General features: G+C 50.3%; 46 protein-coding genes and 1 pseudogene. 7 read left to right on the top strand and 40 right to left on the bottom strand.

The window, feature by feature from the left end; all coding sequences use genetic code 11:
* Positions 1 to 225 precede the first annotated feature (225 nt).
* Positions 226 to 780: a gamma carbonic anhydrase family protein gene (locus tag ABLV12_RS08380; RefSeq protein ID WP_004106285.1), complete on the top strand. Its 555-nt coding sequence runs from the start codon at positions 226 to 228 to the stop codon at positions 778 to 780.
* Here the strand turns inward: ABLV12_RS08380 and ABLV12_RS08385 are convergent.
* Genes ABLV12_RS08385 through dprA form a run of 6 tightly spaced genes read right to left on the bottom strand, consistent with a single transcriptional unit; the run spans position 756 to position 4,548 of the window.
* Complete coding sequence (locus ABLV12_RS08385; protein WP_004106287.1) at positions 756 to 1,013, bottom strand: DUF1488 domain-containing protein; 258 nt, start codon at positions 1,011 to 1,013, stop codon at positions 756 to 758. The two genes, ABLV12_RS08380 and ABLV12_RS08385, sit on opposite strands and share 25 nt — an antisense overlap.
* Positions 1,010 to 1,828, bottom strand: a complete 819-nt coding sequence (gene aroE / locus ABLV12_RS08390; protein WP_004106292.1) for a shikimate dehydrogenase — start codon at positions 1,826 to 1,828, stop codon at positions 1,010 to 1,012. The genes ABLV12_RS08385 and aroE overlap by 4 nt, the downstream gene beginning before the upstream one ends.
* Positions 1,829 to 1,831: 3 nt before the next feature.
* Positions 1,832 to 2,404, bottom strand: coding sequence for an L-threonylcarbamoyladenylate synthase type 1 TsaC (gene tsaC / locus ABLV12_RS08395; protein WP_016809263.1), 573 nt, complete (start codon positions 2,402 to 2,404; stop codon positions 1,832 to 1,834).
* Between the two features lie 4 nt (positions 2,405 to 2,408).
* Entirely contained in the window at positions 2,409 to 2,951 is a 543-nt protein-coding gene (locus ABLV12_RS08400; protein ID WP_004115939.1) for a type I DNA topoisomerase, read from the bottom strand.
* 27 nt (positions 2,952 to 2,978) lie between these two features.
* Positions 2,979 to 3,452, bottom strand: a complete 474-nt coding sequence (smg, locus tag ABLV12_RS08405) for a DUF494 family protein Smg (protein ID WP_004106298.1) — start codon at positions 3,450 to 3,452, stop codon at positions 2,979 to 2,981.
* Positions 3,424 to 4,548: a DNA-protecting protein DprA gene (gene dprA, locus ABLV12_RS08410; protein ID WP_064399101.1), complete on the bottom strand. Its 1,125-nt coding sequence runs from the start codon at positions 4,546 to 4,548 to the stop codon at positions 3,424 to 3,426. Before dprA ends, smg begins: the two co-directional genes overlap by 29 nt.
* 129 nt (positions 4,549 to 4,677) lie before the next feature.
* On the opposite strand from dprA, the gene def reads away from it, so the two are divergent.
* The 5 genes from def (at position 4,678) to mscL (ending at position 9,443) form a co-directional block, all read left to right on the top strand.
* Positions 4,678 to 5,187 carry a peptide deformylase gene (gene def / locus ABLV12_RS08415; protein WP_004106306.1) on the top strand — a complete coding sequence of 170 codons (510 nt, stop codon included), beginning with the start codon at positions 4,678 to 4,680 and terminating at the stop codon, positions 5,185 to 5,187.
* 14 nt (positions 5,188 to 5,201) lie between these two features.
* On the top strand, positions 5,202 to 6,149 hold the full coding sequence (gene fmt, locus ABLV12_RS08420; RefSeq protein WP_004115942.1) for a methionyl-tRNA formyltransferase: 948 nt from the start codon (positions 5,202 to 5,204) through the stop codon (positions 6,147 to 6,149).
* A gap of 52 nt (positions 6,150 to 6,201) precedes the next feature.
* A complete protein-coding gene (gene rsmB / locus ABLV12_RS08425; RefSeq protein WP_064374083.1) occupies positions 6,202 to 7,491 on the top strand; it encodes a 16S rRNA (cytosine(967)-C(5))-methyltransferase RsmB in 1,290 nt (429 codons plus the stop codon).
* Positions 7,492 to 7,512: 21 nt separating this feature from the next.
* Complete coding sequence (gene trkA / locus ABLV12_RS08430; RefSeq protein ID WP_004106309.1) at positions 7,513 to 8,889, top strand: Trk system potassium transporter TrkA; 1,377 nt, start codon at positions 7,513 to 7,515, stop codon at positions 8,887 to 8,889.
* A 140-nt stretch (positions 8,890 to 9,029) separates the two neighbouring features.
* Positions 9,030 to 9,443, top strand: coding sequence for a large-conductance mechanosensitive channel protein MscL (gene mscL, locus ABLV12_RS08435; RefSeq protein ID WP_004106310.1), 414 nt, complete (start codon positions 9,030 to 9,032; stop codon positions 9,441 to 9,443).
* Here the strand turns inward: mscL and ABLV12_RS08440 are convergent.
* From ABLV12_RS08440 to rpsJ, 31 genes and pseudogenes are all read right to left on the bottom strand, one after another.
* Positions 9,397 to 9,656 (bottom strand): annotated as a pseudogene (locus tag ABLV12_RS08440) (alternative ribosome-rescue factor A). The gene mscL and the pseudogene ABLV12_RS08440 overlap by 47 nt on opposite strands.
* A gap of 59 nt (positions 9,657 to 9,715) precedes the next feature.
* On the bottom strand, positions 9,716 to 10,141 hold the full coding sequence (gene zntR, locus ABLV12_RS08445) for a Zn(2+)-responsive transcriptional regulator (protein ID WP_004106312.1): 426 nt from the start codon (positions 10,139 to 10,141) through the stop codon (positions 9,716 to 9,718).
* A gap of 2 nt (positions 10,142 to 10,143) precedes the next feature.
* Positions 10,144 to 10,512: a DUF1992 domain-containing protein gene (locus tag ABLV12_RS08450; protein WP_004106314.1), complete on the bottom strand. Its 369-nt coding sequence runs from the start codon at positions 10,510 to 10,512 to the stop codon at positions 10,144 to 10,146.
* A gap of 107 nt (positions 10,513 to 10,619) precedes the next feature.
* Positions 10,620 to 11,006, bottom strand: a complete 387-nt coding sequence (gene rplQ / locus ABLV12_RS08455; RefSeq protein WP_004106324.1) for a 50S ribosomal protein L17 — start codon at positions 11,004 to 11,006, stop codon at positions 10,620 to 10,622.
* Positions 11,007 to 11,046: 40 nt separating this feature from the next.
* Positions 11,047 to 12,036 carry a DNA-directed RNA polymerase subunit alpha gene (gene rpoA / locus ABLV12_RS08460; protein ID WP_002919219.1) on the bottom strand — a complete coding sequence of 330 codons (990 nt, stop codon included), beginning with the start codon at positions 12,034 to 12,036 and terminating at the stop codon, positions 11,047 to 11,049.
* 25 nt (positions 12,037 to 12,061) lie between these two features.
* Positions 12,062 to 12,682: a 30S ribosomal protein S4 gene (gene rpsD / locus ABLV12_RS08465; protein WP_004106330.1), complete on the bottom strand. Its 621-nt coding sequence runs from the start codon at positions 12,680 to 12,682 to the stop codon at positions 12,062 to 12,064.
* Positions 12,683 to 12,715: 33 nt separating this feature from the next.
* Positions 12,716 to 13,105: a 30S ribosomal protein S11 gene (rpsK, locus tag ABLV12_RS08470; protein WP_004138423.1), complete on the bottom strand. Its 390-nt coding sequence runs from the start codon at positions 13,103 to 13,105 to the stop codon at positions 12,716 to 12,718.
* 16 nt (positions 13,106 to 13,121) lie between these two features.
* Positions 13,122 to 13,478, bottom strand: coding sequence for a 30S ribosomal protein S13 (gene rpsM, locus ABLV12_RS08475; RefSeq protein WP_004106333.1), 357 nt, complete (start codon positions 13,476 to 13,478; stop codon positions 13,122 to 13,124).
* A 146-nt stretch (positions 13,479 to 13,624) separates the two neighbouring features.
* Positions 13,625 to 13,741 (bottom strand): 50S ribosomal protein L36, encoded by a 117-nt coding sequence (gene rpmJ / locus ABLV12_RS08480; protein WP_000868187.1) that lies wholly within the window; start codon positions 13,739 to 13,741, stop codon positions 13,625 to 13,627.
* A gap of 31 nt (positions 13,742 to 13,772) precedes the next feature.
* On the bottom strand, positions 13,773 to 15,104 hold the full coding sequence (gene secY / locus ABLV12_RS08485; protein ID WP_004106334.1) for a preprotein translocase subunit SecY: 1,332 nt from the start codon (positions 15,102 to 15,104) through the stop codon (positions 13,773 to 13,775).
* A 7-nt stretch (positions 15,105 to 15,111) separates the two neighbouring features.
* The gene (gene rplO, locus ABLV12_RS08490) at positions 15,112 to 15,546 is read right to left on the bottom strand and encodes a 50S ribosomal protein L15 (RefSeq protein WP_004106336.1); all 435 of its coding nucleotides are present in this window, start codon (positions 15,544 to 15,546) and stop codon (positions 15,112 to 15,114) included.
* A gap of 3 nt (positions 15,547 to 15,549) precedes the next feature.
* Positions 15,550 to 15,729, bottom strand: a complete 180-nt coding sequence (gene rpmD, locus ABLV12_RS08495) for a 50S ribosomal protein L30 (protein ID WP_001140434.1) — start codon at positions 15,727 to 15,729, stop codon at positions 15,550 to 15,552.
* A 3-nt stretch (positions 15,730 to 15,732) separates the two neighbouring features.
* Complete coding sequence (gene rpsE / locus ABLV12_RS08500; RefSeq protein ID WP_004106339.1) at positions 15,733 to 16,236, bottom strand: 30S ribosomal protein S5; 504 nt, start codon at positions 16,234 to 16,236, stop codon at positions 15,733 to 15,735.
* 14 nt (positions 16,237 to 16,250) lie between these two features.
* On the bottom strand, positions 16,251 to 16,604 hold the full coding sequence (rplR, locus tag ABLV12_RS08505) for a 50S ribosomal protein L18 (protein WP_000358960.1): 354 nt from the start codon (positions 16,602 to 16,604) through the stop codon (positions 16,251 to 16,253).
* A 9-nt stretch (positions 16,605 to 16,613) separates the two neighbouring features.
* Positions 16,614 to 17,147, bottom strand: a complete 534-nt coding sequence (gene rplF, locus ABLV12_RS08510; protein ID WP_004106341.1) for a 50S ribosomal protein L6 — start codon at positions 17,145 to 17,147, stop codon at positions 16,614 to 16,616.
* Between the two features lie 12 nt (positions 17,148 to 17,159).
* The gene (gene rpsH / locus ABLV12_RS08515; RefSeq protein WP_004106343.1) at positions 17,160 to 17,552 is read right to left on the bottom strand and encodes a 30S ribosomal protein S8; all 393 of its coding nucleotides are present in this window, start codon (positions 17,550 to 17,552) and stop codon (positions 17,160 to 17,162) included.
* Between the two features lie 33 nt (positions 17,553 to 17,585).
* Complete coding sequence (rpsN, locus tag ABLV12_RS08520; RefSeq protein WP_002919667.1) at positions 17,586 to 17,891, bottom strand: 30S ribosomal protein S14; 306 nt, start codon at positions 17,889 to 17,891, stop codon at positions 17,586 to 17,588.
* A gap of 14 nt (positions 17,892 to 17,905) precedes the next feature.
* Positions 17,906 to 18,445 (bottom strand): 50S ribosomal protein L5, encoded by a 540-nt coding sequence (gene rplE / locus ABLV12_RS08525; protein ID WP_001096202.1) that lies wholly within the window; start codon positions 18,443 to 18,445, stop codon positions 17,906 to 17,908.
* A gap of 14 nt (positions 18,446 to 18,459) precedes the next feature.
* A complete protein-coding gene (rplX, locus tag ABLV12_RS08530; protein WP_004106345.1) occupies positions 18,460 to 18,774 on the bottom strand; it encodes a 50S ribosomal protein L24 in 315 nt (104 codons plus the stop codon).
* A gap of 10 nt (positions 18,775 to 18,784) precedes the next feature.
* Positions 18,785 to 19,156, bottom strand: coding sequence for a 50S ribosomal protein L14 (rplN, locus tag ABLV12_RS08535; RefSeq protein WP_000613954.1), 372 nt, complete (start codon positions 19,154 to 19,156; stop codon positions 18,785 to 18,787).
* A 165-nt stretch (positions 19,157 to 19,321) separates the two neighbouring features.
* Positions 19,322 to 19,576 carry a 30S ribosomal protein S17 gene (gene rpsQ, locus ABLV12_RS08540; protein ID WP_004106347.1) on the bottom strand — a complete coding sequence of 85 codons (255 nt, stop codon included), beginning with the start codon at positions 19,574 to 19,576 and terminating at the stop codon, positions 19,322 to 19,324.
* The gene (rpmC, locus tag ABLV12_RS08545; protein ID WP_002919754.1) at positions 19,576 to 19,767 is read right to left on the bottom strand and encodes a 50S ribosomal protein L29; all 192 of its coding nucleotides are present in this window, start codon (positions 19,765 to 19,767) and stop codon (positions 19,576 to 19,578) included. Before rpmC ends, rpsQ begins: the two co-directional genes overlap by 1 nt.
* Positions 19,767 to 20,177, bottom strand: a complete 411-nt coding sequence (gene rplP / locus ABLV12_RS08550) for a 50S ribosomal protein L16 (protein ID WP_002919759.1) — start codon at positions 20,175 to 20,177, stop codon at positions 19,767 to 19,769. Before rplP ends, rpmC begins: the two co-directional genes overlap by 1 nt.
* A 12-nt stretch (positions 20,178 to 20,189) precedes the next feature.
* Positions 20,190 to 20,888 carry a 30S ribosomal protein S3 gene (gene rpsC, locus ABLV12_RS08555; RefSeq protein WP_004106350.1) on the bottom strand — a complete coding sequence of 233 codons (699 nt, stop codon included), beginning with the start codon at positions 20,886 to 20,888 and terminating at the stop codon, positions 20,190 to 20,192.
* Between the two features lie 17 nt (positions 20,889 to 20,905).
* Positions 20,906 to 21,238, bottom strand: a complete 333-nt coding sequence (gene rplV / locus ABLV12_RS08560) for a 50S ribosomal protein L22 (RefSeq protein WP_002919773.1) — start codon at positions 21,236 to 21,238, stop codon at positions 20,906 to 20,908.
* A gap of 14 nt (positions 21,239 to 21,252) precedes the next feature.
* Positions 21,253 to 21,531 (bottom strand): 30S ribosomal protein S19, encoded by a 279-nt coding sequence (rpsS, locus tag ABLV12_RS08565; protein ID WP_001138115.1) that lies wholly within the window; start codon positions 21,529 to 21,531, stop codon positions 21,253 to 21,255.
* A gap of 16 nt (positions 21,532 to 21,547) precedes the next feature.
* Positions 21,548 to 22,369, bottom strand: a complete 822-nt coding sequence (rplB, locus tag ABLV12_RS08570; protein WP_000301869.1) for a 50S ribosomal protein L2 — start codon at positions 22,367 to 22,369, stop codon at positions 21,548 to 21,550.
* A gap of 17 nt (positions 22,370 to 22,386) precedes the next feature.
* The gene (rplW, locus tag ABLV12_RS08575) at positions 22,387 to 22,689 is read right to left on the bottom strand and encodes a 50S ribosomal protein L23 (protein WP_000617546.1); all 303 of its coding nucleotides are present in this window, start codon (positions 22,687 to 22,689) and stop codon (positions 22,387 to 22,389) included.
* The gene (gene rplD, locus ABLV12_RS08580; RefSeq protein WP_003031119.1) at positions 22,686 to 23,291 is read right to left on the bottom strand and encodes a 50S ribosomal protein L4; all 606 of its coding nucleotides are present in this window, start codon (positions 23,289 to 23,291) and stop codon (positions 22,686 to 22,688) included. Before rplD ends, rplW begins: the two co-directional genes overlap by 4 nt.
* Before the next feature lie 10 nt (positions 23,292 to 23,301).
* The gene (gene rplC, locus ABLV12_RS08585; protein WP_004106354.1) at positions 23,302 to 23,931 is read right to left on the bottom strand and encodes a 50S ribosomal protein L3; all 630 of its coding nucleotides are present in this window, start codon (positions 23,929 to 23,931) and stop codon (positions 23,302 to 23,304) included.
* A 32-nt stretch (positions 23,932 to 23,963) separates the two neighbouring features.
* Positions 23,964 to 24,275: a 30S ribosomal protein S10 gene (gene rpsJ / locus ABLV12_RS08590; protein ID WP_001181005.1), complete on the bottom strand. Its 312-nt coding sequence runs from the start codon at positions 24,273 to 24,275 to the stop codon at positions 23,964 to 23,966.
* A gap of 378 nt (positions 24,276 to 24,653) precedes the next feature.
* Between rpsJ and ABLV12_RS08595 the strand changes: the two genes are divergently transcribed.
* Complete coding sequence (locus tag ABLV12_RS08595; RefSeq protein WP_064399103.1) at positions 24,654 to 25,130, top strand: A24 family peptidase; 477 nt, start codon at positions 24,654 to 24,656, stop codon at positions 25,128 to 25,130.
* On the opposite strand, the gene bfr is transcribed toward ABLV12_RS08595, so the two are convergent.
* The 3 genes from bfr to ABLV12_RS08610 form a co-directional block, all read right to left on the bottom strand.
* Positions 25,114 to 25,590: a bacterioferritin gene (gene bfr / locus ABLV12_RS08600; protein WP_004106364.1), complete on the bottom strand. Its 477-nt coding sequence runs from the start codon at positions 25,588 to 25,590 to the stop codon at positions 25,114 to 25,116. The genes ABLV12_RS08595 and bfr overlap by 17 nt on opposite strands.
* Before the next feature lie 73 nt (positions 25,591 to 25,663).
* A complete protein-coding gene (gene bfd / locus ABLV12_RS08605; RefSeq protein ID WP_004106366.1) occupies positions 25,664 to 25,858 on the bottom strand; it encodes a bacterioferritin-associated ferredoxin in 195 nt (64 codons plus the stop codon).
* Positions 25,859 to 26,031: 173 nt separating this feature from the next.
* Positions 26,032 to 26,114 (bottom strand): hypothetical protein (locus ABLV12_RS08610; RefSeq protein ID WP_000340867.1); only part of this gene is annotated, 83 nt, incomplete at its 5' end.

Below are 26,114 nucleotides of genomic sequence, written 5' to 3' on the forward strand. Positions count from 1 at the left end.
TGACCCGGCGGGCTGTAAGCCGTTGTTCCGTGTCAGTGGGAGCGCATTATAGGGATCCCATTTTTTTGCACAAGCCTTTTTTCGATCTTTTTTTTCATGTGATGCTTTTTCCGCCTCTTCGCAGCATTCTTGCGCAATTCGTTCAATTTTTACCACAATAAAGGGTTGCAGGAGGCCCCAAAAGCACCCAAAGTCTTTGCACTCCCTTATTTTATTGAGGTAACTATGACCAACAGTTTGCGTCGCTATAAAGAGTTATTCCCGAAAACGGGTCAACGGGTAATGATCGACGCCAGTAGCGTAGTGATCGGGGACGTCAGAATAGCTGATGATGTCAGTATCTGGCCGCTGGTCGCGATTCGCGGTGATGTGAATTATGTAGAAATAGGCGCTCGAACTAACATCCAGGACGGTAGTGTCTTACATGTTACTCATAAGTCTTCATCAAACCCGCGAGGCAATCCACTTATCATTGGCGATGATGTCACTGTCGGCCACAAGGTCATGCTACACGGCTGCACCATCGGTAACCGTGTGCTGGTCGGCATGGGTTCGATTCTGTTGGATGGCGTGATTGTAGAAGACGATATAATGATTGGCGCAGGCAGCCTGGTACCACAGAATAAACGCCTTGAGAGTGGCTACCTTTACTTTGGCAACCCTGTAAAGCAGATACGCCCCCTGACGGAGGCGGAAATCGCCGGACTCATATATTCAGCGAATAACTATGTAAAGTGGAAGGGTGACTACCTGACTCAGGAAAACCAGATCCAACCTTGAGCATCTTCCTGCTGGTCGAGAATCAGAACCTGAGCTTCATCTTCCAGATCCCAGCGATGTTCACGAAATGCGGCCAGCCATTGCGTAGGTTCTTCCCCACCAAAACGCGTCTTGAGCACCGATGACGTTAAGGCGCAGGTTAGCTGCATACCGTTTACTAATACCGGAAAAGCGATACATTGGTGCGCCTCATCCCACACTTCCCTGTCAGGAAACTGAATAGACTGGTTCATGCATTCAGCTCCTTCTGTAAAGCGGCAATGACTGGAGTTATATCTGGCAGAATGCCGTGCCACAACAGCACCGCATGAGCAGCCTGCGCCACTAGCATTCCTAACCCATCAGCGCATTTTGTCGCACCGTGTTGCTGGCATAAGGATAAAAAAGGCGTACTACCTTTCTGGTAAAACATGTCATAGCAGCAGACATGAGGGTTAATTAAACTCACCGGAATTGCAGGAACGTCCCCGTCAATGCCGCTGGATGTCGCATTAATGATGAGATCAAATTCCTCATTGCCTGATGCTTCTATATCCAAAGCACGGACGCTGCCAGTATGAGCAAACAGCGTAGCCAGTTCATGAGCGCGAGAAAAGGTACGATTGACAATAGTAACGGCGCAATCCAGAGATAAAAGGGGCAGCAATACCCCACGTGAAGCGCCACCAGCGCCAATAAGCAATACCCGGAAGCCAGGTTTGATAAACTCAAGCCGTTCCAGATCGCTTAAGAGCCCGATGCCATCCGTATTGTCGCCAAGCAGCCGGCCGTCTTCCAGCCGTTTAAGCGTATTAACTGCGCCGGCCAGCGCTGCACGTTCGGTTAACTCGTCAGCTCGCGCAAAGGCCTCTTCTTTAAAAGGTACTGTGATGTTAGCGCCCTTGCCACCTTCATTAAAGAAGGCGTCAAGCGTGGTAACAAAATCATCGAGCGGAGCCAGAATACGTCCATAGGGATGCGCAATTTGCAGCTGCTGTGCAAAAAGCCGATGGATAGACGGCGATTTACTATGGGCGATGGGGTGTCCGAAGACGGCATAAGTTTCCATGAATTATCCCTGGCGGAAGAGTTCGCCCGTCAAGGCATCACGAATTTCAGATGGATTTTGTCGTCCTCCCGTTGCCCCATCAATGACGGGAAAGTCAGCGCCAAACTGCGTATAAACTTCCTCGGTCGTGCGGCAAGGTGGCTGGCCCGATAAATTTGCGCTGGTTGAAACCAGCGGCTTACCGTAAGCCTTGCACAGTTCAACCACCAGCGGATGATCGGTAACTCTGACAGCCAATGAATTGAAGCGCCCAGTCAACCAACGCGGCGTTGAAGCACAGGCGGGGAAGACAAACGTCACCGGACCAGGCCAACAGGAAAAAATAGCCGCGAGCTGCTCATCGCTAAGCTGCGTATCGTCAATGTATGGCTTGAGTTGTTCAAAGCTAGCGGCGATCAGGATCAATCCTTTTTCGACCGGACGCTGTTTAAGGGCAAGCAGAGTCATGACGGCCTTTTCGCTATCGGGATCGCAACCGACGCCAAAAACGGCTTCCGTAGGATAGGCGATGACATGTTGATTATTCAGAAGCTCTACAGCGCGAACGATGGCTTCTGAGGGCAGGTTATTATTCACAGATTTATTCCGCCGATATCGGCTTTCCACATTGTTTGCTGGCACAAAAGCGCTTAACGCCCTGAGCCGTTTTCTTTTCGATTAGCAACGGGTAATGACACTCGGGGCACTCGCCCGCTACTGGTTTGAAATTAATGACGAACTGGCAATCGGGGTAACGATCGCAGGAATGGAAGTTTTTACCAAAACGTGAACGGCGCTGCACCAGATGCCCTTGTCCGCATTGCGGGCAGGGTATTGCGGTTTCATCTGGTTTATCAATCAATTCAGTATGTTCACAATCAGGGTAGCTACTACACCCGATAAACATACCAAAACGTCCCTGCCGTAGCACCAGCACAGAGCTGCAAGACGGACACGTTTGCCCCTCCAGAACTTTGACGATATGTCCGTCCGCCTGGCTTTTAAGGGGACGGACATAGTCACAGTCAGGATAATGCGAACAACCGAGAAAAGGCCCGTGCTTCCCGGAGCGTATCACCAGTTCAGCCCCACACTGCGGGCAGGGTTCGTTTTTACGCACCGAAAACAGCGCTGTTTTGGTCATAACAATTCTAATGTCGCAGCAAAAAAGTTAATGCAGCATACCTTCATTTACTTCAAAGAGTAATTCTTCCATTTGCTGGTAGGCATTTTCGCAACCGGGAATATTGAACAGCACCATCAGAATCACCCATTTGAGATCCTCCAGATCGAACTCCGCCGTATCCAACGCCAGCGCACGCTCTATTACCATTTCCCGTGTTTCGAGGTTCAACACCTGAATTTGCTCAAGGAACAGTAAGAACCCCCGGCAACTCGCATCAAGACGCTGACACTCCTCGTCCGTATATACTCGTAGCGAGAGAGGGTCGGAAGCAAGCTGCATAGGCGCAACCAACCCCTCCTGATAATCAGCCAGTTTCTCAAGCCACATCAGGGCGTTATAGATATCTTCTCGTTCAAAACCGGCATCGGTAAGATCCCGAGTCAGCTTGTCCTGATCCACGCGCATTTCTGCTTCATTATGGATGTAAGTTTCAAACAGATACATGAGTACGTCGAACATGGCTTGCCCTCCTTAATCGGACATAGCCGCCGGGTACAGCTGCGATCCAGCCTGCTAACTCCAGTTCAAGTAGCTGGGCTACGGTTACTGGCACAGATTGGCCGGCACGTTCAGCGACAACGTCAACAGGTGTTACCTCATCTCCTACGTTAGCCAGGAGCTCTGGAAATGGCAATGCTACAGAAGGCAGATTCGCGCAATTATTTGCGCCATCCGGCTTGGGAACAATGTACTGTAGATCATCCCGCCAGTATTCAATGATGTCTTCAGGCGCCGTTACGGGAATCGCTCCCTGCTTAATGAGCCAATGGGGTCCTTCCGAACCAGGACTGCCAATTGGCCCTGGCAAGGCAAATACATCCCTTCCCTGCTCCAGAGCATAACGAACTGTCACTAGCGAACCGCTTTTCAGTGCGGCTTCAACAACTAACACACCGGCGCTCAGGCCGCTGATAATCCGATTACGCCGGGGAAAATTCCCCGGCAAAGGCGGAGTAAAAAGTGGAAATTCAGAAATTACGGCTCCACCGTTGCGAATTATCTGCTCCGCCAGCGCCTGATGGCGACGAGGATAGATTTCGCGTAACCCGTTCCCTAAAACGGCAACCGTTTTACCCTTACCTTCCAGCGCACCACGATGGGCGATCCCATCGATGCCAAGAGCCAGACCGCTAGTGATCGTAATGCCATAACCCGCTAAAGCTACGCTAAATAATTTCCCCCAGCGGGCGCCATACCACGAATGCGCTCGACTTCCGATAACTGACAGCTGCCGGCTACTAAGTAGCGAAGTATTTCCATAGACAAAAAGGGCACCGGGAAAATCCACAATAGCCCGCAATTGAGGTGGGTAAAGCGGATCTTCGGCGGTGAGTAGATAGCAACTCGGCTGCTCGATCCACTGCAGAGTGGAATCAATCTCGCATTGGTTAACGCTAAGAAAGTGCTTCGATTGCGCCAGATTCAAACCACAGGCTCGCAAATTCTCATGATCTAAGGTCGGAGATGAACATAGCTGACGAGCGACGTTGACAGCACTGTCGCCATACAGGCTGCTCACTCTCATCAAACGTATCCAAATTTCCTTCGGCGTCATCCCCATCCCCCTGCCACAAGCGACTTTAACAATCATTGCGATTGGACAGCGAGACTGTCAATTGCAGGGGGTTTTGTCTAGAATAGAGGTAATAATCTTTCCAACTCCTGAACACAACTCTGGATAACTATGTCAGTTTTGCAAGTGTTACATATTCCGGACGAGCGCCTTCGCAAAGTCGCAAAGCCGGTTGAAGAAGTAAATGCGGAAATTCAGCGTATCGTCGATGATATGTTCGAGACGATGTACGCTGAAGAAGGTATTGGTCTTGCCGCAACGCAGGTGGATATCCATCAGCGGATCATCGTTATTGATGTATCGGAAAATCGTGATGAGCAGCTGGTATTAATTAACCCGGAGCTGCTGGAAAAGAGCGGAGAGACCGGCATTGAAGAGGGCTGTCTCTCTATTCCTGAACAACGCGCTTTAGTGCCGCGTGCAGAAAAAGTGAAAATCCGCGCGCTCGATCGCGAAGGAAAATCGTTTGAACTGGAAGCTGACGGTCTGCTGGCAATCTGTATTCAGCATGAGATGGATCATCTCGTTGGTAAGCTGTTCATCGATTATCTGTCTCCGCTCAAGCAACAACGCATTCGTCAAAAAGTTGAGAAACTTGACCGCCTGAATGCCCGAGCTTAAGGACGAGAATTAACGTGTCAGATTCACTACGTATTATTTTTGCGGGTACTCCTGATTTTGCAGCGCGTCATCTTGACGCGCTGCTCTCCTCTGGACATAACATCGTTGGCGTGTTTACACAACCAGACCGTCCAGCAGGCCGGGGTAAAAAACTCATGCCCAGCCCGGTTAAAGTACTGGCGCAGGAGAAAGGCATACCAGTATTCCAGCCAGCTTCGTTACGCCCGCAGGATAATCAGCAATTAGTTTCTGACCTGCATGCAGACGTCATGGTGGTCGTAGCCTATGGTCTGCTTTTGCCGAAAGCGGTGCTGGATATGCCGCGCCTTGGCTGCATTAATGTTCATGGTTCGCTGCTTCCACGCTGGCGCGGAGCGGCGCCAATTCAACGTTCGCTGTGGGCTGGTGATACCGAGACCGGTGTAACAATCATGCAGATGGATGTCGGGCTTGATACGGGCGACATGCTGTATAAGCTTGCATGTCCCATCACCGCAGAAGATACCAGCGGAACGTTATATGACAAACTGGCTAACCTGGGGCCGCAAGGGCTTATTGAAACCCTTAAGCAGCTTGCCGCGGGTACCGCAAAACCAGTCGTTCAGGATGAAGCGCTGGTTACCCATGCACAAAAACTCAGCAAAGAAGAGGCGCGTATCGACTGGTCTCTTTCCGCTGCTCAGTTAGAACGCTGCATTCGCGCCTTTAATCCGTGGCCTATGAGCTGGATAGAAATTGATGGCCAGCCGATAAAAGTCTGGCAGGCATCGGTTATCAATACGGCCACAGCTGCCGTACCGGGGACCATCATTGAAGCGACAAAACAGGGGATTCAGGTAGCAACCAGCGACGGTATTCTGAATCTACTCTCGCTGCAGCCGGCCGGTAAAAAAGCAATGAGCGCCCAGGATCTTTTAAACTCGCGCCGGGAATGGTTCGCTCCTGGCAACCGTCTGGTCTGACGGCCCCTTCTTAATACGCCCGGTGTTGCCGGGCATTTTTATTTTTGTGTTTATGAAAAAACAACTCAATTTACGTAGCCTGGCAGCGCAGGCCGTTGAACAGGTTCTCGAACAAGGGCAATCATTAAGCAACGTTCTGCCCTCACTGCAACAAAAAGTATCCGATAAAGATAAAGCGCTGCTTCAGGAACTATGCTTTGGCGTGCTGCGTACGCTTTCGCAATTAGACTGGCTGATCAATAAGCTAATGTCTCGTCCGATGACGGGTAAGCAGCGTATCGTTCACTACCTGATTATGGTGGGCTTATATCAACTGCTCTATACGCGTATCCCGCCGCATGCCGCACTGGCGGAAACGGTTGAAGGCGCAGTCGCTATTAAACGTCCACAGCTTAAGGGGTTGATTAACGGCGTATTGCGCCAGTTTCAGCGCCAGCAGGAAGAGCTGTTGTCTGAATTTTCTCGTAGCGACATTCGCTTCTTACACCCAGGCTGGTTATTAAAACGCCTGCAGAAAGCGTATCCAGCGCGGTGGGAAGCCATCGTGGATGCGAACAACCAGCGTCCGCCAATGTGGTTGCGCGTGAACCGTCTCCATCACACGCGCGACAGCTGGCTGGCATTGCTGGAAGAGGCGGGTATGTCAGGATTTACGCATTCCGCTTATCCTGACGCTGTACGCATGGAAACACCGGTACCAGTCCATGCACTGCCAGGGTTTGAAGAAGGCTGGGTTACCGTTCAGGATGCCTCCGCTCAGGGTTGCGTCACATTCCTCGCCCCCAAAAACGGCGAGCACATTCTGGATCTCTGCGCCGCTCCGGGCGGTAAAACCACGCATATTCTCGAAGCGGCTCCCGAAGCACAGGTTCTCGCCATCGATATTGACGAGCAGCGGCTCTCCCGCGTCTATGACAACCTGAAGCGACTGGGAATGAAGGCAACCGTCAAACAGGGTGATGGACGCCATCCATCACAGTGGTGCGGCGAACAACAGTTCGATCGTATCCTACTGGATGCGCCTTGTTCCGCTAGCGGTGTTATTCGCCGTCACCCGGATATCAAATGGCTGCGCCGGGATCGCGATATCGCAGAACTGGCCCAGCTTCAGTCGGAAATTCTGGATGCCGTATGGCCGCACCTGAAATCCGGCGGAACTCTGGTTTACGCGACGTGCTCCGTATTACCAGAGGAGAATAGCCTGCAAATTAAAGCTTTTCTGCAACGAACAGCGGATGCGGTACTCAGCGAAACCGGAACGCCAGAGTTGCCAGGTCAACAAAATTTGCCTGGCGCTGAAGAAGGTGACGGCTTCTTTTACGCTAAGCTAATCAAAAAGTGATGAGATAACGAGTCGCGACTGATGAAAATTATCATATTGGGCGCAGGACAGGTCGGCGGAACTCTGGCGGAAAATCTCGTCGGAGAGAACAACGATATTACTCTGGTCGACACGAATGGCGACCGCCTTCGTAGTCTTCAGGATAAATTTGATCTCCGGGTGGTTCAGGGGCATGGCTCGCATCCGCGCGTGTTACGTGAGGCCGGTGCGGATGATGCCGACATGCTGGTTGCGGTGACCAGCTCCGATGAAACCAATATGGTGGCCTGCCAGGTTGCCTATTCGCTGTTTAATACACCAAATCGTATTGCTCGCATCCGTTCGCCGGATTATGTTCGCGATGCCGATAAACTTTTCCATTCAGAAGCGGTTCCTATAGATCACCTTATCGCACCTGAGCAGCTGGTAATTGATAGTATTTACCGGCTGATCGAGTATCCAGGCGCTTTGCAGGTTGTCAATTTTGCTGAAGGAAAGGTCAGCCTGGCGGTCGTTAAAGCCTATTATGGCGGTCCTTTGGTGGGAAATGCGCTTTCGACTATGCGCGAACATATGCCGCATATTGATACACGCGTAGCGGCCATTTTCCGCCACGATCGTCCTATCAGACCCCAGGGCTCAACAATTGTAGAGGCCGGGGATGAGGTGTTCTTTATCGCCGCTTCGCAGCACATTCGAGCAGTCATGAGCGAGCTTCAGCGTCTGGAAAAGCCTTATAAACGCATCATGCTGGTCGGCGGCGGAAACATTGGCGCCGGGCTCGCCCATAAGCTGGAGAAAGATTACAGCGTCAAACTCATTGAACGTAATCAACAGCGTGCCGCAGAGCTTGCAGAAAAGCTGCAGAATACCATCGTCTTCTACGGCGATGCTTCAGATCAAGAATTACTGGCTGAAGAACATATCGATCAAGTTGATCTTTTTATCGCTGTCACCAACGATGATGAAGCCAATATCATGTCTGCCATGCTCGCGAAGCGAATGGGCGCCAAAAAAGTCATGGTACTGATCCAGCGACGGGCTTACGTCGATCTTGTCCAGGGGAGCGTGATCGACATTGCAATATCACCGCAGCAGGCAACCATATCCGCGCTGCTCAGCCATGTCCGCAAAGCGGATATTGTTGGTGTTTCCTCGCTGCGCCGTGGCGTCGCTGAGGCCATTGAAGCAGTGGCGCACGGAGACGAAAGCACTTCACGGGTTGTTGGACGTTCAATTGATGAGATTAAACTTCCGCCAGGAACAATTATTGGCGCAGTTGTACGCGGTAATGATGTCATGATAGCGAATAACAATCTGCGCATTGAGCAAGGGGATCATGTAGTTATGTTCCTGACTGACAAAAAATTCATCTCTGATGTGGAGAGGCTATTCCAGCCAAGTCCTTTCTTTCTGTAGTTATCAGGCGTCGACAAGACGCCTTTCTTTTATCCCTTATATATCAAAGGATAATATTTTCCTGCAATTATTTCCTAATAATGGAAAATAGGAATACATTTGTTAAACTTATCAGTGTTTGCTGGCTCAAGGAGAATAAAATGAGTTTTTTAAAAGAATTTCGCGAATTTGCGATGCGCGGGAACGTGGTTGATCTGGCAGTCGGTGTCATCATTGGTGCAGCATTTGGTAAAATCGTATCGTCGTTGGTTGCCGATATTATTATGCCGCCGCTAGGCTTGCTCATCGGCGGAATTGACTTTAAACAGTTTGCTGTAACGCTGCGAGATGCCCAGGGCGACATTCCCGCTGTCGTAATGCACTATGGCGTATTCATTCAGAATGTATTCGACTTTATCATCGTGGCTTTTGCTATTTTTATGGCAATCAAACTGATGAACAAATTGAACAGGAAAAAAGAAGAGGCGCCGGCAGCACCACCTGCTCCGACTAAAGAAGAAGTCCTGCTTAGCGAAATTCGTGACCTGTTGAAAGAACAGAACAATCGCTCTTAAAAGGCTTTAAAACCAGAAGGCCAGTGGTAAAAAAGTAATCACTTTCTTGCCACTGGCCTCCCGACCATCCCGCCCTGCATGTTTTGCTTTTCTTTGATAACTGCCTTTCCCCTTCTTATTCTTTTCAACTCGTTGCCTGAATAACGGGTCATGAAGCAAGGCCTCGATGGCATTATCTTTTATCTGCCCTTTAGTGTGCTGATAGCGGCTCATAAAATCTCCAGATTGGTGAAATGAAATCGGCGTGAGTGTAGACGCGAATGCTGAAAAAATCAACGCCCGGTATTTCTGTTACTGGCGCCCTGCTCGAGCGCTTCAAGAATGGAACAATAGACACTGCTGTGCGCTGTGCCGCAGCAAGCATCATTGAGCCGCTGTAAGGAACGACGCATAGCCTGGAGCTCCTTAATACGGGATTCCACTTCACTCAAACGAGCCTGCACAATGCCTTTAGATTCCTGACAGGTATGATGTTCCGGATCGATGCGGATCGAGAGAAGTTCGCGGATCGATTCCAGCGTAAACCCCAGCTGCCTGGCATAGCGGATAAAACGCAGTCTCTGCAGGTCGTTATCCGAATAGAGACGAAATCCACCTTCCGTACGCACGTTATGATCCATCATCTGCTGTTTTTCATAATAGCGGATGGTATCAGGAGTAACGTCAGCCAATTTAGCCAGTTCACCTATGCGGTACATGATTACTCCTCATTAATCTTATGCAGCAACTTATCAGCGTAATCCCCACGCAGGAAGTCAGTATTTAAGCCCGCCTGCCGCAGCTTTAGCTCGAGCAGCGCAAGGCGACGGCTCAGCTCAGCATAGCGGGGATCGCACTCCTGAACGCCTTTAAGTAAGTCATTTAGCATCACGGCTTCTTTACGATGTTCAAGTTCGGGAGGTAAACAACCCGCATTCTTGAGTAATCGATAACCTGCGCGTAGCTCGGGCGGCACATGTGAATCATCATCCAGAATCAGTGGTTCGCCACTGCCCGGAAGATTATCCAATTCACCTTTGCGCTGGGCATCAAGAATATGGCGTTCTGCCCACTGATCCAGTAACCACATAATACGGCTCCGGCGATGAACAAAAAGAATGCAGATATTGTAAACAAGCAGGAATAGGGAGGATATAAAAAAACCCGCCGGAGCGGGTTTTTTTACGTTACTACAGATTACTCTGCAGCAGCTTCTGCTTTCGATTCAGAGCGATCAACCAGCTCGATGTATGCCATCGGCGCGTTGTCGCCTGCACGGAAGCCACACTTCATAATACGAGTGTAACCACCGGCGCGGCTCGCGAAACGCGGGCCCAGCTCGTTAAACAGTTTTGCCACGATCTCGTTATCACGAGTGCGGGCGAATGCCAGACGACGATTAGCAACGCTATCAGTCTTGGCAAGAGTAATCAGCGGCTCAACTACGCGACGCAGTTCTTTCGCTTTCGGCAGGGTCGTCTTGATGATTTCATGACGAACCAGCGAACCAGCCATGTTACGGAACATAGCCTGGCGATGGCTGCTGTTGCGGTTCAGTTGACGACCACTCTTACGATGGCGCATGACCTTATCCTTCTCAGTAAAACCTTAACCTGTGATCCGGTTACTCGTCAGCAATGCTTGCCGGTGGCCAGTTTTCCAGGCGCATGCCCAGAGACAAACCACGTGAAGCCAGCACGTCTTTAATCTCGGTAAGAGATTTTTTACCCAGGTTCGGCGTTTTCAGCAACTCAACCTCGGTACGCTGTACCAGATCACCGATATAGTGGATAGCTTCTGCCTTGAGGCAGTTAGCAGAGCGGACAGTCAATTCGAGATCGTCAACAGGGCGCAGCAGGATCGGATCGAATTCTGGTTTCTCTTCTTTCACTTCCGGCTGACGTACATCACGTAAGTCAACGAAAGCTTCCAGTTGTTCTGCCAGGATGGTTGCCGCACGACGAATCGCCTCTTCAGGATCGATTGTGCCGTTGGTTTCCATTTCGATGACCAGCTTGTCCAGGTCGGTACGCTGTTCTACACGCGCTGCTTCAACATTGTAGGCAATACGCTCTACCGGGCTGTAGCATGCGTCGACCAGCAGACGGCCGATTGGGCGCTCATCTTCTTCCGAATGAATTCGGGCAGAAGCCGGCACATAACCGCGACCGCGCTGAACTTTGATACGCATGCTAATAGCTGCGTTCTCATCGGTCAGGTGGCAGATCACATGTTGCGGCTTGACGATTTCGACATCACCGTCATGGGTAATGTCGGCTGCGGTCACAGGGCCAATGCCAGATTTGTTCAAAGTAAGGATGACTTCATCTTTACCCTGAACTCTCACCGCCAGCCCTTTCAGGTTGAGCAGGATTTCAAGGATATCTTCCTGAACGCCTTCTTTGGTGCTGTACTCATGAAGTACACCATCAATCTCAACCTCGGTCACCGCGCAACCCGGCATCGATGAGAGCAGAATACGGCGCAGTGCGTTACCTAGAGTATGGCCAAAGCCACGCTCTAAAGGTTCAAGGGTCACCTTGGCGTGCGTCGAACTCACTTGCTCGATATCGACCAGGCGCGGTTTTAGAAACTCTGTCACAGAACCCTGCATTGTGTCCTCTCTTTGGTACTAAGCTTTACTTGGAGTAAAGCTCGACGATCAGGTGTTCGTTAATGTCCGCAGACAGATCAGAACGTTCCGGCAGACGCTTGAACGTACCTTCCATCTTGCCAGCATCAACTTCCAGCCAGGTTGGCTTTTCACGCTGCTCAGCCAGCTCCAGAGCGGCTTTCACGCGAGATTGCTTTTTCGCTTTCTCACGAATGCTGACAACGTCATTCGCTTTAACCTGATAAGAAGCGATGTTAACAACACGACCGTTTACCATGATAGCTTTGTGGCTAACCAGCTGACGTGATTCAGCACGAGTCGCGCCGAAGCCCATACGGTATACAACGTTGTCCAGACGACCTTCCAGCAGAGTCAACAGGTTTTCACCGGTGTTGCCTTTCAGACGCGCTGCTTCTTTATAATAGTTACGGAACTGACGCTCCAGCACACCGTACATACGGCGAACTTTTTGCTTTTCACGCAACTGCACACCATAGTCAGACAGACGCGGTTTACGCGCACCGTGCTGGCCAGGAGCTTGTTCAATTTTACACTTGGTATCGATCGCGCGAACGCCAGACTTAAGGAACAGGTCTGTGCCCTCACGACGGCTCAGCTTGAGCTTAGGACCCAAATATCTTGCCATTTTCTTTCTCCAACAATCCTAGAAACGAACGCGTTATACGCGACGTTTTTTCGGCGGACGACAACCGTTATGAGGGATCGGAGTCACATCAGTAATATTAGTGATGCGGAAACCAGCGGCGTTCAGTGCACGAATAGTAGATTCGCGACCTGGACCCGGACCTTTGACCATAACTTCCAGATTCTTGATGCCGTATTCTTTTACGGCTTCAGCGCAACGCTCTGCTGCAACCTGAGCTGCGAACGGAGTGGATTTGCGAGAACCACGGAAACCGGAACCACCGGCTGTTGCCCAACCCAGCGCGTTACCTTGACGATCGGTAATGGTAACGATGGTGTTGTTAAAAGAAGCATGGACATGAGCCACGCCATCAGAGACTTGTTTTCTTACACGCTTACGTGCACGAACTGGTGCCTTTGCCATTATTCAATCACCCCGATTATTTCTTGATCGGTTTACGCGGACCCTTACGGGTACGTGCGTTGGTCTTAGTACGCTGACCGCGAACCGGAAGACCACGACGATGGCGTAAACCACGATAGCAACCAAGGTCCATCAGACGCTTGATGCTCAGGGTGATTTCACGGCGCAGATCACCTTCAACGACAAATTTACCTACCGCTTCACGCAGGGATTCAATTTGTTCTTCAGACAGCTCACTGATCTTAACATTTTCAGCGATACCCGTGTCAGCACAGATGGCTTTAGAGCGGGTCTTGCCGATACCGAAAATGGCAGTTAATGCGATTACGGTATGTTTGTGATCAGGAATGTTAATGCCTGCTATACGGGCCACTATGCACTCCTACTATTTAATATGTACGCACCATGCTGAAAAGCCCGTTTTCAGGATACTCAAATGGAAACGTACAGACATACAAAAGATTGGCTGGCTAATCTAGCCAGCTCAACCCAACTTTGCAAGAAAAATATGCGAATAAATCAGCCTTGGCGCTGTTTATGCTTCGGCTCGGCACTGCAAATCACGCGGATGACGCCATCACGCTTAACGATTTTGCAGTTACGGCATAATTTCTTGACGGAAGCACGAACTTTCATTTTTACTCTCCGTAACTTCTCGAGCGACCTGTTAGCGGCCGTAGCCTTTCAGATTCGCCTTCTTCAATGCAGACTCATACTGACTTGACATCATCAGAGTTTGCACTTGAGCCATAAAGTCCATAATCACGACAACAACGATAAGCAGTGAGGTCCCACCGAAGTAGAACGGTACTTTCATTGCATCACGCATGAACTCCGGGATCAGGCAGATAAAAGTGATGTATAACGCACCGACCAAAGTCAGGCGAGTCATTACTTTATCGATATACTTCGCCGTTTGCTCTCCCGGACGAATTCCTGGTACAAATGCACCGGACTTCTTCAGGTTATCTGCTGTTTCACGCGGGTTGAAAACCAACGCCGTGTAGAAGAAACAGAAGAAGATGATTGCAGACGCATAGAGTAACACATAAAGCGGTTGCCCAGGCTGCAAATACAGCGAAATTGTTGTCAGCCAGTTCCAACCAGTACCGCCCCCGAACCAAGATGTAATGGTTGCCGGGAACAGAATAATACTGGAAGCGAAGATTGCTGGGATGACCCCTGCCATATTCACTTTCAGCGGTAAATGTGTGCTCTGTGCAGCATAGACACGACGACCCTGTTGACGTTTCGCGTAGTTTACCACAATGCGGCGTTGGCCACGCTCAACAAACACAACAAAGAAGGTCACTGCAAATACTAATACTGCAACCAACAGCAACAGGAGGAAGTGCAGGTCGCCTTGACGCGCTTGCTCGATAGTATGGGCTATGGCCGGCGGGAGTCCCGCAACGATACCAGCGAAGATAATGATCGAAATACCGTTACCGATACCACGCTCAGTGATCTGTTCGCCGAGCCACATCAGGAACATCGTTCCTGAGACCAGACTAACAACAGCGGTGAAATAGAATGCAAAGCCTGGATTTATTACCAGGCCCTGCATACCAGGCATATTCGGTAGACCGGTAGCAATACCAATCGACTGGAATATCGCCAGCACCAGAGTACCGTAGCGGGTGTACTGGCTGATCTTACGACGACCAGACTCCCCTTCTTTCTTCAGCTCCGCTAACGGCTGATAAACAACCGTTAACAGCTGGACAATGATCGATGCCGAAATATACGGCATGATACCCAGAGCAAAGATTGAAGCACGGCTGAGAGCACCACCAGAGAACATGTTGAACATTTCAATGATGGTGCCTCGCTGTTGCTCAAGCAGTTTGGCAAGTACAGCGGCATCAATACCAGGGATCGGAATAAAAGAGCCAATACGGAACACAATCAACGCACCGATTACAAACAACAGTCTGCGCTTCAGTTCGCCAATCCCACCTTTGGCACTTTGAAAATCTAATCCCGGTTGCTTAGCCATCTGCTACTTATTCCTCAATTTTACCGCCAGCAGCTTCGATAGCAGCACGAGCACCTTTAGTCACGCGCAGGCCACGAACAGTTACCGGACGAGATACTTCACCAGACAGGATCACTTTCGCGAACTCGATCTGGATACCGATAATGTTAGCCGCTTTCAGCGTGTTCAGGTCGATAACATCGCCTTCTACGTGAGCCAGATCAGACAGACGAACTTCTGCAGTGATCATCGCTTTACGAGAAGTGAAGCCGAATTTCGGCAGGCGACGGTACAGAGGCATCTGACCACCTTCGAAACCGCGACGCACGCCACCGCCAGAACGAGAGTTCTGACCTTTGTGACCACGACCACCGGTTTTACCGAGGCCAGAACCGATACCACGACCCAGGCGTTTACCCGCCTTTTTAGAGCCTTCGGCCGGAGACAGAGTATTTAAACGCATCTCTTACTCCTCAACTTTAACCATGAAGGAAACCGCGTTGACCATACCACGAACAGCAGGAGTATCCTCGCGCTCTACGGTGTGACCAATACGACGCAGACCCAGGCCAAGCAGCGTTGCCTTGTGTTTCGGCAGACGACCGATTGCACTGCGGGTTTGAGTAATTTTAATAGTCTTTGCCATGGTTTATTTCCCCAGAATTTCTTCAACGGATTTACCACGCTTGGCAGCGACCATTTCTGGAGAATTCATATTTTCCAGGCCATCAATAGTTGCACGAACCACGTTGATCGGGTTGGTGGAACCATATGCTTTGGCCAGAACGTTATGAACTCCAGCAACTTCCAGAACGGCGCGCATTGCACCACCGGCGATGATACCGGTACCTTCGGAAGCTGGCTGCATGAATACACGAGAACCCGTGTGAACACCTTTAACCGGGTGCTGCAGGGTGCCGTGGTTCAGCGCGACGTTAATCATATTGCGACGGGCTTTTTCCATCGCTTTCTGGATCGCTGCTGGAACTTCACGCGCTTTACCGTAACCAAAACCAACGCGACCGTTACCGTCACCAACTACAGTCAGAGCTGTGAAGGAGAAAATACGACCACCTTTAACGGTTTTAGATACGCGGTTAACCGCGATCAGCTTTTCCTGCAGTTCGCCAGCTTGTTTTTCGATGTGAGCCATCTTACACCTCTACCTTAGAACTGAAGGCCAGCTTCACGGGCAGCATCTGCCAGTGCCTGGACACGACCATGATATTGGAACCCGGAACGGTCAAAGGATACATCTTTGATGCCTTTTTCCAGAGCGCGTTCAGCGACAGCTTTACCCACAGCTGCAGCCGCGTCTTTGTTACCGGTGTACTTCAGTTGTTCAGCGATAGCTTTTTCTACAGTAGAAGCAGCTACCAGAACTTCAGAACCGTTCGGTGCAATTACCTGTGCGTAAATATGACGCGGGGTACGATGTACCACCAGGCGAGTTGCACCCAGCTCCTGGAGCTTGCGGCGTGCGCGGGTCGCACGACGGATACGAGCAGATTTCTTATCCATAGTGTTACCTTACTTCTTCTTAGCCTCTTTGGTACGCACGACTTCGTCGGCGTAACGAACACCCTTACCTTTATAAGGCTCAGGACGACGGTAGGCGCGCAGATCTGCTGCAACCTGACCGATCACCTGCTTATCAGCGCCTTTCAGCACGATTTCAGTTTGAGTCGGACATTCTGCAGTGATACCGGCCGGCAGTTTATGCTCAACAGGATGAGAGAAACCTAAAGCCAGGTTTACTACATCCCCTTTGACCGCTGCACGATAACCTACACCAACCAGCTGAAGCTTTTTAGTGAAGCCTTCGGTAACACCAACAACCATTGAGTTCAGCAGGGCACGCGCGGTACCAGCCTGAGCCCATCCATCCACGAAACCATCACGCGGACCGAAGGTCAGAGCATTATCTGCATGTTTAACTTCAACAGCATTGTTGAGGGTACGAGTCAGCTCGCCGTTTTTACCTTTGATCGTAATAACCTGACCGTTGATTTTTACATCAACGCCGGCAGGAACAACGACCGGTGCTTTAGCAACACGAGACATTTTTTCCTCCGATTAGGCTACGTAGCAGATAATTTCGCCACCAAGACCAGCCTGGCGCGCTGCACGATCGGTCATAACACCTTTAGAGGTAGAAATAACCGCGATACCCAGACCCGCCATAACTTTCGGCAGCTCATCTTTACGTTTGTAGATGCGCAGACCTGGGCGGCTGACACGCTGAATGCTTTCTACAACAGCTTTACCCTGGAAATACTTAAGAGTCAGTTCCAGTTCCGGCTTGATGTCGCCTTCAACTTTAAAATCTTCAATAAAGCCTTCTTCCTTCAGCACGTTGGCAATTGCCACTTTCAGCTTGGAGGAAGGCATGGTGACCGCAGCTTTATTCGCGGCCTGACCGTTACGGATACGGGTCAGCATATCCGCGATCGGATCTTGCATGCTCATCTGTCTTTACTCCCGTGATTCAATTGGTGACAATTACCAGCTAGCCTTTTTCAGACCCGGGATTTCACCGCGCATTGCGGCTTCACGGACCTTGATACGGCTCAACCCGAACTTCCGCAGGAAACCATGCGGACGACCTGTTTGACGGCAGCGATTACGCTGACGAGACGGGCTGGAATCACGCGGCAGAGTCTGCAGCTTGAGAACAGCATTCCAACGATCTTCGTCGGTTGCGTTCACATCAGAGATGATAGCTTTCAGTTCAGCGCGTTTAGCGAAGAATTTATCAGCTAAAGCCACGCGCTTTACTTCGCGTGCTTTCATTGATTGCTTAGCCATTAAGTAACCCTACCTTACTTGCGGAACGGGAAGTCAAAGGCAGCCAGCAGAGCGCGGCCTTCTTCATCAGATTTCGCAGTAGTGGTAATGGTAATATCCAAACCACGAACGCGGTCGACTTTATCGTAGTCGATTTCTGGGAAGATGATCTGCTCACGGACACCCATGCTGTAGTTGCCACGACCGTCGAAAGACTTAGCGGACAAGCCACGGAAGTCACGGATACGCGGTACAGCAATAGTGATCAGGCGCTCAAAGAACTCCCACATGCGTTCGCCACGCAGAGTTACTTTACAGCCGATCGGATAGCCCTGACGGATTTTGAAGCCTGCAACTGATTTGCGTGCTTTGGTGATCAGCGGTTTTTGACCGGAGATTGCTGTCAGATCCGCTGCTGCGTTATCCAGCAGTTTCTTGTCAGCGATCGCTTCACCAACACCCATGTTCAGGGTGATCTTCTCGACCCGAGGGACTTGCATGACAGAATTGTAGTTAAACTCAGTCATGAGTTTCTTAACTACTTCGTCTTTGTAGTAATCATGCAGTTTCGCCATCGTACTACTCCAAATTACTTGATAGTTTCGCTGTTAGACTTGAAGAAACGGACTTTTTTGCCGTCTTCGAATCTAAAGCCTACACGGTCAGCCTTGCCGGTTGCCGCATTGAAGATTGCAACGTTAGAAACCTGAATAGCAGCTTCTTTTTCAACGATGCCGCCTGGTTGGTTCAGAGCCGGAACCGGCTTCTGGTGTTTCTTAACCAGGTTGATACCTTCAACAATGAGCTTGCCGGAAGACAAGACATTCTTAACTTTACCGCGTTTACCTTTATCTTTACCGGTTAACACGATAACTTCGTCATCACGACGGATTTTCGCTGCCATGATTCGCTCCTTAGAGTACTTCTGGGGCCAGAGAGATAATTTTCATGAACTTCTCGTTACGAAGTTCACGAGTTACCGGCCCAAAAATACGCGTACCGATGGGCTGCTCGCTGTTATTGTTTAAAATAACGCATGCATTACCATCGAAGCGAATGACAGAACCGTCCGGGCGACGAACACCCTTCTTGGTGCGCACCACTACCGCCTTCAGCACATCACCTTTTTTGACCTTACCACGCGGAATTGCTTCTTTGATGGTGATCTTGATGATGTCGCCTACGCCTGCGTAGCGACGGTGCGAGCCACCCAGAACCTTGATACACATTACGCGACGTGCACCGGAGTTGTCGGCGACGTTCAGCATAGTCTGTTCTTGGATCATTTTAGTGCTCCGCTAATGTCAACTACTACTGAGACCCAAAAATAGGGTCGTTAAAAAAGCCCCATATCGAGGGCGCGGCATTATAACACCGCAAATCAGATATGGGTAGAAAAAATAAACGGCTCATCGCTGAGCCGTTTATCCGTATCGAGAATGCGTACTGTATTACAGAACCGCTTTCTCTACAACGCGAACCAGCGTCCAGGACTTAGTCTTGGACAGCGGACGGCATTCGCGGATTTCAACCACGTCACCGATACCGCATTCGTTGTTCTCGTCATGTACGTGCAGTTTGGTCGTACGCTTGATGAATTTGCCGTATACCGGGTGTTTCACCATACGTTCGATAGCAACAACAATGGATTTCTCCATTTTGTCGCTAACCACGCGACCTTGCAGAGTACGGATTTTATCGGTCATTACGCACCCGCCTTCTGAGTCAGTAAAGTCTTAACGCGTGCAACATCACGACGCACTTGCTTCAGCAGATGAGTCTGTTGCAGCTGGCCACTTGCAGCCTGCATACGCAGGTTGAACTGCTCACGCAGCAGGTTCAGCAGCTCAGCGTTCAGCTCTTCAACGCTTTTTTCACGCAGCTCTTTTGCTTTCATTACATCACCGTCTTAGTTACAAAGGTGGTTTTGATCGGCAGTTTCGCTGCTGCCAGGCCGAATGCTTCACGGGCCAGCTCTTCCGGTACGCCGTCCATTTCATAAAGGACTTTACCCGGCTGAATCAAGGCAACCCAGTACTCCACGTTACCTTTACCTTTACCCATACGAACTTCCAGCGGCTTCTCGGTGATCGGTTTGTCCGGGAATACACGGATCCAGATCTTACCTTGACGCTTAACTGCACGGGTCATAGCACGACGTGCTGCTTCGATCTGACGTGCAGTCAGACGACCACGGCCAACAGCTTTCAGACCGAAAGTGCCGAAGCTAACATCCGTACCCTGCGCCAGACCACGGTTGCGGCCTTTGTGCACTTTACGGAATTTTGTACGCTTTGGTTGTAACATCAGCGACGCTCCTTATTTACGGCCTTTACGCTGCTGCTTTTTAGGTTGAGCAGCCGGTTCCGGTTGTTCAACAGCAGCCATACCACCCAGGATCTCACCTTTGAAGATCCATACCTTAACGCCGATTACACCGTAAGTGGTGTGCGCTTCAGAGGTGTTGTAGTCGATGTCAGCACGCAGAGTGTGCAGCGGTACGCGACCTTCACGGTACCATTCGGTACGTGCGATTTCCGCGCCGCCCAGACGGCCGCTAACTTCAACTTTGATACCTTTAGCGCCCAGACGCATTGCGTTCTGTACAGCACGCTTCATAGCACGACGGAACATAACGCGACGTTCCAGCTGAGAAGTGATGCTGTCAGCAACCAATTTAGCGTCCAGTTCAGGCTTACGAACTTCGGCAATATTGATCTGTGCAGGCACGCCAGCGAGATCCGCGACGACCTTGCGCAGTTTTTCTACGTCTTCGCCTTTCTTACCGATAACGATACCCGGGCGAGCGGTGTGAATGGTCACACGAATGCTCTTAGCCGGACGCTCGATAACGATGCGAGATACAGACGCTTTCGCCAGTTCCTTAGTCAGGTACTGACGTACTTTAAAATCGCTGTCCAGGTTGTCAGCGAATTCTTTGGTGTTCGCAAACCAGGTAGAGTTCCATGGTTTTACAATACCCAGGCGAATACCATTAGGATGTACTTTCTGACCCATTGCTAGTCTCCAGAGTCTCAGCGATCGGACACAACCACAGTAATGTGGCTGGTGCGCTTCAGGATGCGATCTGCACGACCTTTAGCACGCGGCATAATGCGCTTCATGCTCGGGCCTTCGTCTACGAAAATTTTCGCAACTTTCAGATCATCAATGTCAGCGCCATCGTTGTGTTCAGCGTTAGCAATGGCAGATTCCAGTACCTTCTTGACCAGTACAGCAGCTTTCTTGTTGGTGTAGGTCAGAATATCCAGGGCCTGCGACACTTTCTTACCGCGAATCAGGTCAGCAACAAGGCGTACCTTCTGAGCAGAAGAACGAGCATGGCGATGTTGAGCTAAAGTTTCCATCTCTTCCTCCTACCTTATTTCTTCTTCGCTTTTTTATCAGCAGCGTGGCCGCGATAAGTACGAGTCGGTGCGAATTCACCCAGTTTGTGACCAACCATTTCGTCGGAAACAAAAACTGGAACGTGCTGACGACCATTATGGACAGCGATGGTCAAACCGATCATGTTAGGAAAGATCGTTGAACGACGGGACCAAGTGCGCAGGGGCTTCTTGTCTCCGCTTTCCACCGCTTTCTCTACCTTCTTCAGCAAGTGCAGGTCAATAAAAGGACCTTTCTTGAGAGAACGTGGCATGGCTTATCCTCTAAAATTATTTGCTACGGCGACGTACGATGAATTTATCAGTACGCTTGTTGCTGCGGGTCTTCTTACCTTTGGTCTGAACGCCCCACGGAGTTACCGGGTGCTTACCAAAGTTACGACCTTCACCACCACCATGTGGGTGGTCGACTGGGTTCATCGCAGTACCGCGAACGGTAGGACGAACGCCACGCCAGCGTGCAGCACCTGCTTTACCCAGAACGCGCAGCATATGCTCAGCATTGCCAACTTCGCCCAGAGTAGCGCGGCAGTCTGCTTCGACTTTACGCATTTCACCAGAACGCAGACGCAGGGTGACATAAGCACCATCGCGAGCAACGATCTGAACGTAAGTACCAGCGGAACGAGCCAGCTGACCGCCTTTACCTGGTTTCATTTCTACGTTATGAACGGTAGAACCAACCGGGATATTGCGCATCGGCAGGGTGTTGCCTGCTTTGATTGCAGCATCAACGCCAGACTGAATCTGGTCGCCAGCTTTCAGGCCTTTAGGGGCCAGAATGTAACGGCGCTCACCGTCTTTGTACAGAACCAGCGCGATGTTCGCGGAGCGGTTCGGATCGTACTCAAGACGTTCAACAACTGCCGGGATACCATCTTTGTTGCGTTTGAAGTCAACAATACGGTAGGCCTGTTTGTGACCACCACCGATATGACGAGTGGTGATACGGCCATTGTTGTTACGACCACCGGATTTGCTGTTTTTTTCAACCAGCGGAGCAAAAGGTTTGCCCTTGTGCAGCTCTGGGTTGACCACTTTAACAACGTGGCGACGACCCGGAGATGTCGGTTTACATTTAACAACTGCCATTGTATTACTCCTCCGACTTACTCAGCGCCGCCGACGAAGTCCAGATTCTGGCCTTCCTTCAGGGTGACGTAAGCTTTTTTCCAGTCGCTACGACGACCGATACGCTGTCCGTGACGTTTAACTTTCCCTTTAACAACCAGGGTGTTAACGACTTCGACTTCGACTTCAAACAGTTTCTGCACAGCAGCTTTGATCTCTGCTTTGGTCGCGTCTTTAGCAACTTTGAGAACGATGGTGTTAGTTTTTTCCATCGCAGTAGACGCTTTTTCAGAAACGTGCGGTGCGCGCAGCACCTTCAGCAGACGTTCTTCACGAATCATGCCAGCATCTCCTCAACTTGCTTAACAGCATCAGCAGTCATTACGACTTTGTCGAAGGCGATCAGGCTAACCGGGTCGATACCAGTTGCATCACGTACGTCAACCTTGTGCAGGTTGCGCGCAGCAAGGAACAGGTTCTCGTCCAGCTCACCGGTGATGATCAGCACATCTTCCAGAGCCATGTCTTTCAGTTTCTGTGCCAGCAGCTTAGTTTTAGGCGCTTCTACAGAGAAAGATTCGACAACGATCAGACGATCCTGACGTACCAGTTCGGACAGAATGCTTTTCAGCGCGCCGCGGTACATCTTTTTGTTAACTTTTTGACTGTGGTCCTGCGGACGAGCAGCGAAGGTCACGCCACCTGAACGCCAGATCGGGCTCTTGATAGAACCTGAACGCGCACGGCCGGTACCTTTCTGGCGCCACGGCTTTTTGCCTGAACCAGTTACTTCAGCACGAGTCTTCTGAGCACGAGTACCCTGACGAGCACCAGCTGCATAAGCAACTACAACCTGGTGAACCAGCGCTTCGTTGAAATCACGACCGAAGGTAGTTTCGGAAACAGTCAGCGCGCTCTGCGCGTCTTTCAATACTAATTCCATTGCTATCCCCTTACGCCTTCACAGCTGGTTTAACGATCAGGTCGCTACCGGTTGCACCCGGGACTGCACCTTTAACCAGCAGCAGGTTGCGCTCAGCGTCAACACGTACTACGTCCAGGCTCTGAACGGTTACACGTTCGTTACCCAGCTGACCTGCCATTTTCTTGCCTTTGAACACTTTGCCCGGAGTCTGGTTCTGACCGATAGAACCCGGAACGCGGTGAGACAAGGAGTTACCGTGAGTTGCGTCCTGGGTACGGAAGTTCCAGCGCTTAACGGTACCAGCAAAACCTTTACCTTTAGAGGTACCGGTTACGTCAACTTTTTTAACGTCAGCAAACAGCTCAACGCTAATGTCCTGACCTACGGTGAACTCTTCGCCGTCAGCCAGACGGAATTCCCACAGACCACGGCCAGCTTCAACGCCAGCTTTAGCGAAGTGACCCGCTTCCGGTTTGGTTACACGGTTAGCTTTTTTAGCACCAGTGGTAACCTGAACGGCACGGTAGCCATCGTTAGCCAGATCTTTAACCTGAGTAACGCGGTTTGCTTCAACTTCGATTACGGTTACTGGGATAGATACGCCATCTTCAGTGAAGATGCGGGTCATGCCCACTTTTTTACCGACTAAACCAATCATTGTTTCAACCTCTCAATCGCTCGATGACCTGATTAACCCAGGCTGATCTGCACGTCTACACCGGCAGCCAGATCCAGACGCATCAGAGCATCAACGGTTTTTTCAGTTGGCTCAACGATGTCAACCAGACGCTTATGAGTGCGGATTTCGTACTGATCGCGCGCGTCTTTGTTAACGTGCGGAGAGATCAGAACGGTAAAGCGCTCTTTGCGGGTCGGCAGCGGGATCGGACCACGGACTTGCGCACCAGTGCGCTTAGCAGTCTCGACGATTTCCGCGGTTGATTGATCGATCAGACGATGATCAAACGCTTTAAGGCGGATACGGATTCTTTGGTTCTGCATGAGACCAGAGCTCCAATTATTTTATAGACGAAATGGTTACTCCTCATACCCATTACGATTGATGGGAGAGTGTAACCGTTCTTACATAGTTCCCCAATTGGGAACATTGTTTGGTAGCTTGTTGCTGCTACCAGGGTTCATATCGAACCGGCCGTCAACTTTGACAGGCCCGCGCATTATACGCAAATTCAGCCACAACGCAAGTACTGCGTAGAAAATCATCACTTCTTTCTGCGAGTCCGCTTCCGCTCACGCAGTAACGCAACCTGTAGACATAAAAAATTTGGATAAGTCAGTCCATTCCCGGTCATTGGCCTTTGCAAGATGCTCTCCACCTCAGCACACTCGGTGCTAACAGCCACAACATGGAGAAAATCAATGGCAGTTGCGAACGTTGTCTTCTTTATTATCTACGGCGGCTTATTGCTCACTCTCAGCTGGCACGATCTGCGCTATGGCTTGCTACCCGATAAATTCACCTGCCCTCTGCTCTGGAGCGGGCTGCTTTACTATGTATCTATGTCGCCGGTCAATCTGCCGCATGCGGTATGGGGAGCGATAGCAGGCTATCTGGCCTTTGCGTTGATTTATTGGTTCTACAGGGGAGTACGTGGGTCTGAAGGTATCGGCTACGGTGATGTAAAGTTACTCGCCGCACTCGGAGCCTGGCATGGCTGGAGAGCTTTACCGCAGCTGGTTCTTATCGCAACGATTCTGGCATGCGCTGCCGTAGCAGTAGTGATTCTACGCACCAGAGAAAGAGAGGCATTACATAACCCGCTACCTTTTGGCCCTTTTCTGGCCGTAGCGGGTTTATTATCTGAAGGTGTGACCTTTCTTAGTCCGCCACTTTAATCTGCGACTGAAGATAATTCTGCAGACCAATTTTAGCTATGAGATCCAGTTCGGTTTCAAGCCAATCGATATGCCCTTCTTCGTCTGCAAGGATAGTGATTAACATATCCCGGCTGACGTAGTCATGGACGCTGTCGGCATAGGCAATGGCTTCTCGTAGATCCTTTGCCCCTTCCAGTTCCAGCCTCAGGTCAGATTGCAGCATCTCCTCGACGTCCTCCCCAATGCGGAGTTTACCGAGGTCCTGCAGGTTAGGGATCCCCTCAAGAAACAAAATACGCTCAATATATTTATCGGCATGCTTCATTTCATCGATGGATTCATGGTATTCGACATCATTGAGGCGCATCAGGCCCCAGTTTTTGAACATTCTCGCATGGAGAAAGTACTGATTAATTGCGACCAGCTCATTTCCCAATAATTTATTGAGATAACTTATGATTTTGACATCACCTTTCATTATATAGTCCCTCCGCTTCCACTTATTGAAGCGTAGTTCGGGCTATTAGGATGTCAAAGTTAAGCCGTGGTCTTCAGGCAATCTCTTGATATTCCGGCATGCGAGTTAATTCATCTTCCATAATTTCGCGGGCCGCACGCACACACTTACCGCATTGATTTCCCACGGGAATAAATTTGCGCAACTGCTGGAAAGACTGAGGATGAAACTGGCGCACAGCCTGGCGAATTTTTTTATCGTTCACACCATTACACAGACAAACGTACATACATACTCCCGTTCAACTTACAGGCGAAGTGTAAATGAGAATAGTTATGATTACAATAGTCTGTTTATTAAATATACATGTCATTTATTCTCTGTAATCTTTCACGGATATGCTCTCAAATTACAGACAGCAAAAAGGGCGCCTTAGCGCCCTTTTTCATTCTGGACTAATAATTAGCCGAGAACTTTAGCAACAACGCCCGCGCCAACGGTACGGCCGCCTTCACGGATTGCGAAACGCAGACCGTCGTCCATCG

This window comes from Klebsiella sp. CN_Kp100 (assembly GCF_040065315.1).
Taxonomy (GTDB): Bacteria; Pseudomonadota; Gammaproteobacteria; order Enterobacterales; family Enterobacteriaceae; genus Klebsiella; species Klebsiella oxytoca.